The sequence below is a fragment of the Novosphingobium sp. B-7 genome (genome assembly GCF_000410615.1).
GTDB classification, from domain to species: Bacteria; Pseudomonadota; Alphaproteobacteria; order Sphingomonadales; family Sphingomonadaceae; genus Novosphingobium; species Novosphingobium capsulatum.
Map to the genome: position 1 here is coordinate 1 of NZ_APCQ01000274.1, position 7,370 is coordinate 7,370.

A 7,370-nucleotide genomic window follows, 5' to 3' on the forward strand; every position below is an offset into this window, starting at 1 on the left:
GGCCAGGCGGCCGCGCGCGGCGCGCTGTTCCAGCGGCATCGACAGGCGCACCCCGAACATCACCTCGCCCGGCACGCGCGTGGGGCTGCCGCTGCCGAAATCCTTGGCCGCTTCCACCCGCAGGTCGAGCCGGGGGAGCAGGTCGTTGCCGGCCAGGTCACCGCGCAACCGCGCCTGCTCGGCCCGGTTCAGCAGGATCTGCAGATCGGGCCGGCCAGCCAAGACCGTGGCGGTATCCGCCAGGCGCGGCGCCACGCCTTCGGGAAAGGCCGCCGGCAGGTCTTCCGGCTGGGCCACCATCGGCTGGCCCAGGTCATCACGCCAGAACAGCGAGAGCGCCTGTGCCGCCACGGCCAGATCCTGTTCGGCGCGCACCAGCAGCGCTTCGCGGCGCACGATGTTCTGGCGGTTTTCCACTGCCAGCACTGCCGGGCGCGCGCCCAGCGTCACCTGCCGCTCAATCGAGGCCTGGCGTTCGCGGGCCAGGGCCAGCAGATCGCGATATGTGCGCATGCGCAGGCCCGCCGCCACCCACTGCTGATAGGCATCGGCCGCGCGGCGCTGCACGCCGATCATCACCATCGCCTGGTCCAGCCCGGCGATCTCGGCATCGGCTTGCGCCTGCGCCAGCTTGGTGCGGCGTTCATCGACCAGCCGGTCGCGCAGCAGCGAAAAGACCGCGCCGGCACGCACTTCGCCCAGGGCATTGGTCACGTTCTTGCCGTCATAGACGGCAAAGCGCCCGCTCGACACGCGATAGCCGCCATAGACCTGGCCGCCATTGGTGGCGAACGGCCGGGTCAGCTTCGCCTCGGCCAGGGCATTGTCGTAATAGCCCAGCGGGCGGGCCTGTACCTCGGCATCGAAGACCATGTCGAACAGGCCTTGCGCGGCCAGCGTGCGGGCATCGGCCGCGCGCTGGCGGGCCATGGCTTCCAGCACCAGCGGCTGATGCCGGGCCGAGGCGCGCAGCACGGTATCGAGGTTCAATTCGCCGGCCCAGGCCGCCTGGCTGCACAGCAGGGCGACAACAGCGAGCAACGTGCGGATCACTTTTCTTCCTCCCCGCCGTCCTTGGCGCTATTCTTGGCGGGCTTGGCCTTCTTGGCCGCGTCCTTGTCGGCCAGGCCCTTGCCGGCGCCCTTGCGCGGGCCGGTTTCCACCGGGCGCTGGAATTCCAGCGGGAAATCGTTGAGCTGGCGCCACAGTTCATAACCGACCGAGACGGTTTCCATCTGGATCCAGCCACGCACCCGCGAACCCAGGCGCGTGAACTGGTTGCCGGGCCAGGCCGGCTTGCCCGGCATCGGTTCCACCAGCACGCGGAACAGGCCGCTGGCCTGGGCGGAGGGATCGATGCTGCGCACCCTACCATCGAACATGCCCAGCGCCACCGAAGGCCAGCCGCTGAACTGGATCGCCGGCCAGCCTTCGAAATGCAGGCGCACCGGCTGGCCGCGCCGCACCAGCGCCACGTCGCGGCCATCGACCATCAGTTCCACCACGCGCACCGCGCTTTCCGGCGCCACCGTGGCCAGCCAGTCCCCCGCGCTCACCAGCGTGGCACCGGCTGCGGTGTTGAGCGACTGGATGCGCCCATCGCGCGGCGCACGCACCATCTGGGCCGACTGGCGCGTGCGGGCAATGTCGACGCGGCTGAGCTTGGCGCGCGCCTCGGCCAGCTTGGCGCCATGTTCGGCGACCTTGATCTGCGCGTTTTCAAAATCGCGCCGCGCGGCCAGACCATCGGCCAGCAACTGCGCCGAGCGGCCAACATCGATCCGCGCCACGGCCATGGCCTGTTCGCTGGCGGTGATCTGCGCCAGCACTTGCGCGCGCTCGGCCGCCAGGCGTTCGAGCAGGCCGGGATCGTTGTCCACCACCCGCGCGATCGGGTCACCCGCCTTTACGCTTTGCCCGTCGGTCACATACCAGCGCTCCACCCGGCCGGGCACCAGCGCGGTCACCTGCTGCACCCGGTCTGCCGGATCGAGCGCGACGATCTGCCCCGTGCCTGGCGCGGTCTGCACCCAGGGCACGAACAGCAGGCCCAGCACCACCAGCGGAATGGCAATGCCGATCATCCAGGCCACGGTCACCGCGGTGCGGGGCGGGCGCAAGCTGGCAAGCGTGGAAAAGCGCGTCATGTCTTGGGCATGGCTCGCCATGGCTCAATCCTCCTTGCCGGCAGTCGGCGGGGCAACGGGTTCAACAGCGGGGCGTTCGGCGCTGCGCTGCTGCGCGGTTTCGCCCAGGCGCAGCCAGGCATCGTGGGCCGGCCCGCCCGGCCGGTCGGTAAAGTGCAGCACGGTGGTGCCTTGCGGGCGCAAGGCGTTCAGCACACGCGACAGGCGCGCCGGGTCGAGCATGTCGTAAAGCGGAGAGAGCATCAGCACGCGTGGGCTGGCGAGGATTGCGCCGGCCAGCTTGAGCAGCATGGTTTCCCCTACCGCCAGCGGCCAGCCCGAACTCGACAGCATGGTATCGAGCCCGTGGGGCAAAGCGCTGACGCGCTCTTCCAGCCCGACCAGCGCCAGGGCATCGAGCATCGCCCCGCCCTGCCACTGCGTATCGGCACGCTCTGATCCCGCCCGGCCCGATCCCGATAGTCGCAGATAATCGCGCACGGTCATTTCCACGATCGTCGGCCGATCGAGCACGATCACATCGGCCCGCAGGCGCACCATGTCGAAACTGCCCAGGTCTGCGCCGCCGACGCGCACCAGCCCGCGCTCGGGCGTGGCCAACCGCTTGAGCAGGGTAGCGACACTGCGCTCCACCCCAGGCGCGGCGAGCACGCCGACGTGCTCGCCGCTGTCGATGGCAAAGTCGAGGCGATGATTGCCCAGGGCCACGCCCTGGAAGCGGATCGCGCCGTGGGCCGGGCCGATCGCATCGGCTGCCGGCGGCGCTTCCTGCGGCACGCCCCAGAACAGGGCGAGTTCCTCCAGGCCCGCGGCCAGGTCGTAGAACACCTCGAGATAGCCGCCGAGCTGGGCAATGCCATAGAACACGCCCGACAGGATCAGCTCGGCCGCAACCAGCTGGCCCACCGACAGTTCGCCCTGCAGGATCAGCCAGCCGCCCATGGCGAGCAGACCAGCGCTGGCCAGGGCATAGAGCAGCAGGAGGCACAGCGTCTGGCTGAAGGTATGCCGGAAATGGCGGCGGTGCGCGGCCACATAGGTGGCGGTCATCGCCTCGCTCCGGTCGATCGCAAAGCTGATGTGTCGGCCGGATTTGTAGAACCCGTTCGAAGCACCCAGGCTTTCCAGCCAGTGCGCGGCGGCATGCTTGGCGTGGCTCTTGGCCACGGCGCTGTCGAGCGAGGGCAGCAGCCAGGCGCGCCAGATCACCAGCACGACCAGGACCAGCACCACGTTGAAAGCCAGGAAGAACGGGTGATAGAAACTCGTCACCACCAGCCCGACCAGGCTTTGCAGCACGATGGCGAACCCGCCGATGACCAGGCTGGTCAACGCCTTTTGCACTGTGCCCATGTCAAAGAAGCGGTTGAACAGATCGCCGTGCCGCGCGTCGACGAAGAACGGGTTCTGCGCATGGATCGCGCGCGTGGTGATCTCGGCCATCAGCCGGGCAAAGAAGCGCTGCTCGAACCGCGCCATCACCGCCACGCGCAGCGCCATCAGCGCGCCGGCCAGCAGCAGCAGGGCAAAGAGCACGAGCGCGAGCGTGAACAGCGGCGCGGGCAGCGCGATGTTGGCCACCGCGTTGATCAGCAGCTGCACCGAGATCGGCGTGGCCAGCGACAAGAGCGAGATCGCCGCGCCGAATACCAGCGCCAGGCGGATGAAAGCCTTGTCGGGCGCCATGACCAGGCTGGCCCAGCGGCGCAGATCGCGCATGGTGGGACGGTGGCTATGGTGGGCGCCGTGATGGTGTGGCGAATGGGCGGCGGTATGGTCGCGGGCGTCCATGAACGGGCGGCTTTCCTTGGCGGGCTAAAGGTGTGCCCATCAAGATGACGATCGCCGCGTGATCCGCCAATACGGTGGCCACCTATCGATCCGATAGGTTTTTCCTATCGCTGGGCAATGCTGCGCAATGTCTCGGCGAGGAGCAAGAGGTCGCCCGACCGACCCGCGCCGATGCGCCAGATCAGCCCGATCTCGCGATAGGGACGCCCGCCGGCAAAGGGGCGCACCACCACGTCACCGCCCTCGGCGATTTCCTGACGCACATAGAGTTCGGGCAAAAGTGCCAGCCCCATGCCCATTCCGGCCATCTGCCGCACCGCATCGAGGCTGGTTCCCTCGTAATCGCGCAAGACCTGCGCGCCGCAGCGTTCGGCCAGGGCTGCCACCTGCTGGCTCAGCCGGTACTCGGGCTGCATGGTCAAGAGACCGCGCCCGGCGAGATGCTCGGGCCGCACCACGCGCACCGCCGCCATGGGATCGTCTGCCGCCATCGCCAGAAACATCGGTTCACGAAACAGCCGCTCGATATGAAAGCGCGCGTCGGTGACGGGCAGTTGCACCAGCACGGTATCATGGCGCCCGTCGCCCAGATGGTCGAGCAGGGCGTCGGGCAATCCTTCGCGCACGTGCACCTTGAGATCGGGATGCGTAGCGTGCAGCCGCGCCACCAGTTGCGGCAGGATATAGGGCCCGAGCGTGGGCGAGACGCCCAGGCGCAGCGTGCCGGCCAGTTCGCCCTGGCGATGGCGCCGGGCGAGATCGGCAAAGCCTTCGGCCTCGGTCAGCACGCGCCGCGCCGCCGCCACCGCCTCGCGGCCCAGCGGCGTCAGCACCATGCGCCCGCCCCGTTCGGCCACGGCGCCGCCCAGCAAGCCTTCCAGCAAGTGGATCTGTTGCGAGAACGAGGGCTGCGACACACCCATCGCCGCAGCGCCACGGGTGAAATTGCCGCAATCGGCCAAGGCGACCAGGCAGCGCAACTGCCGCAGGCTGGGCCAGGCCAGGCTTTCGGTCATGGCTCAAGCGCTCCCTTCCATCGCCTTGCGCACTCTAGCGGACTTTGCTGCCGGAACCCAAGCCCCGCAAACACTGTCTATAAATATGATAATTGCGTGAAATGCAACTGCAACGCCGTTATTCGCATTTGTCAGCCCCGGCGATCTGGCCCATCTAGAGGGGGCCTTTCAGGCATCCTCTCCCAAACTTTCCAAGGCCGGTCGCAAGATCGGCCTTTTTTTGCCCGCTTCACCGCTATGATGATCGTTAACAGCGGCGAAGCGATGGACAGATCACCGCGTCGTGCAGCTTGGGCAGGAGAGCAGGCAGCCTGCCCTGCTTTCCCCATGCGTCACTTGCACGGAACGCATCGGCTTATTCCGGCGCGATCGGTCGGCGCTCCAACCGGGCCACGGCGTGGCGCACCACCTTTTGCAGCGCCGGCGCAGAAAAAAACCCGCCCGGAATCAGGCAACGCTCGATCAGCACGCGGCGAAACGCGGCGAACGTGGTGGCATCGGGCGGCACCGGATTGGTCCAGAACGCGTCGAGACCATCCTGATTGGTGATATCGGGCATGTCATAGACCGCGTGGCCCAGCGCCACGACGGGGATGCCCTCGGCCAGGGCCAGGGTGCCGCTCGTGCTGTTGATCGTCACCACGCCCAGCGCGCGGCGGGTCACCGGCACAATATCGCCCATGCTCAGGTAATCGACCCGGTCAGCCACGCCGAACAGGCGCGCCAGATCGGCGGTTTCCTGCTGCCAATCGCGCACCCCATTGTCGAGCGGATGCTCCTTGACCACCAGCCGCACATCGGCCGGGGCGTTGGCGGCAAAGGATTCGAGGATCAGCCGCAGCGCGTCGGCAATCCCGGCAAACGGTGAATGCAGGCGGATCTGCGCATCGGAATCGAGTTGCAGCGGAAACAGGAAATAGCGCTCTCCCGCCGTTTCCAGGCGGTGCAGCAGGGCATCGGCCTCGCGCTGGCGCAGCTTGCGGCGCGACAGCTTGCGCCACCAGCCCATCGCCTCGACCAGCGGATGCCACGGGCGATGATTGGTCCAATGCGGATAGTGCCACCGCGTGAACACGTCGGCGCAGTTGTAGAGCAGCCCCTCGGCCGCACGGCGGCGGAACGAGGATGGCACCTGGGCATGGGGCGGCACCGGCGGCAGCGTGGCGGCAGTGGCGCGATACCACGCCGGGTCGCTCGGCAGCCGGGAATTGCCGTTCACCCCGCCCAGTTCCAGCGTGACCCAATCGGGCCTGACATAGCCTTCCTCGAACACGTGGACCGGCACGCCGCGCTCCTTGCAAATGCCGGTGGCAGGGCGGTGATGATCGCGGCAATCGCCGAACAGCACCACGTCGGTCACGCCCTTGTCCGCCAGGAACTGCGCGAAGAACGCCGGCCAGCGCTCCAGCGAATCGCGATAGTCGACGCCGTTGGGCAGTCGCCAGAACAGGCGATCGCCGCCGTTGAAGTTGATCTTGTACACGGTGTGCCCGGCCCGCAGCAAGGCCTTGCCCAGTTCGTGGAACAGCGGCCCCATCAGGCCTTGCAGCAGCAGGATCGTGCGCGGCGCCCCGTCGTGAACGGGCGTGGTATCGGCAGCCCGGACCGTGTCGGGCGCAATGGGCAACTCTTGCATTCGAAAGCGATACTCCGTCGAGAAGACCCGGCGCGCCGATGACCGCCGCGGCGGCATGGCCATCTTCGCCGCCCGCCCCGGTCTTCTGCCCGAAGCGTTACCCGCGCAAATGGCCAACCACAAGTTCCCGCCGCCACACCGGATCGATTCGTCCCGGCGTGGTGGATGACAGCCGGCGCCGCCCCGGCTATGAGCCGCGCCGGCGCAGCCGGGTAAGTCCGTGACGCCGCGGATATGGAACAGGCGTGACGTTGCACAATCATATATTTCAGGTTGTTGTCGCAGCGCTGGCGCTGGTCTGCGGCGGCGCTGCGCTCGATGCGCTGGTCCATCCGCGGCCGCGCCATGGCCTGCGCAGCGTGCCCGGGCTGGCGATCAATGCCGGCGTGCTGCTTGGCGTGTTCGGGGCGATCCTGGCGCTTTGCGGCAATCCCCTGGTGGCCTGCGCGCTCAGCCTTGGACTGGGCGCCCTGTTCACCGTTGCCTCCAACGCCAAGAACACCATGCTGGGTGAACCGCTGCTGTTTTCCGATCTTGCCCTGATCGGCGCGGTGTTTCGCCATCCGCAGTTCTATCTCTCCGCCGTGGCGCCGTGGCAGCGCGCGGTGGCCAGCCTGGTCGCGCTCGCGCTGGTCGCCCTGCTCTGCCTGCTGTTCCGGGCCGACGGGGTGATGCATCTTGCCGGCCTTGCCCTTGCCCTGGGCGCGGTCGGCATGCTCGCCGTCCTGCGGGGCAGCCCAGCGTTTCGGGCCATCGCTGCCACGCCCGACCCGCATGGCG

General features: G+C 68.1%; 5 protein-coding genes and 1 pseudogene. 1 reads left to right on the plus strand and 5 read right to left on the minus strand.

Annotated features, from left to right (window positions below):
- The 5 genes from H926_RS0103895 to H926_RS25480 form a co-directional block, all read right to left on the minus strand.
- A partial coding sequence (locus H926_RS0103895) for a TolC family protein (protein WP_022675149.1) occupies positions 1–1,053 on the minus strand: 1,053 nt, incomplete at its 3' end.
- Positions 1,050–2,168 (minus strand): efflux RND transporter periplasmic adaptor subunit, encoded by a 1,119-nt coding sequence (locus H926_RS0103900; RefSeq protein ID WP_022675150.1) that lies wholly within the window; start codon positions 2,166–2,168, stop codon positions 1,050–1,052. The genes H926_RS0103895 and H926_RS0103900, both read right to left, overlap by 4 nt.
- 3 nt (positions 2,169–2,171) lie before the next feature.
- On the minus strand, positions 2,172–3,938 hold the full coding sequence (locus H926_RS0103905) for an ABC transporter transmembrane domain-containing protein (protein WP_022675151.1): 1,767 nt from the start codon (positions 3,936–3,938) through the stop codon (positions 2,172–2,174).
- A gap of 104 nt (positions 3,939–4,042) precedes the next feature.
- Positions 4,043–4,954, minus strand: coding sequence for a hydrogen peroxide-inducible genes activator (locus H926_RS0103910; protein ID WP_022675152.1), 912 nt, complete (start codon positions 4,952–4,954; stop codon positions 4,043–4,045).
- Positions 4,955–5,309: 355 nt separating this feature from the next.
- Positions 5,310–6,590, minus strand: coding sequence for a capsular biosynthesis protein (locus H926_RS25480; protein ID WP_022675153.1), 1,281 nt, complete (start codon positions 6,588–6,590; stop codon positions 5,310–5,312).
- 245 nt (positions 6,591–6,835) lie between these two features.
- Between H926_RS25480 and H926_RS34045 the strand changes: the two are divergent.
- Positions 6,836–7,370, plus strand: a pseudogene (locus H926_RS34045) (LTA synthase family protein); the annotation flags it as partial.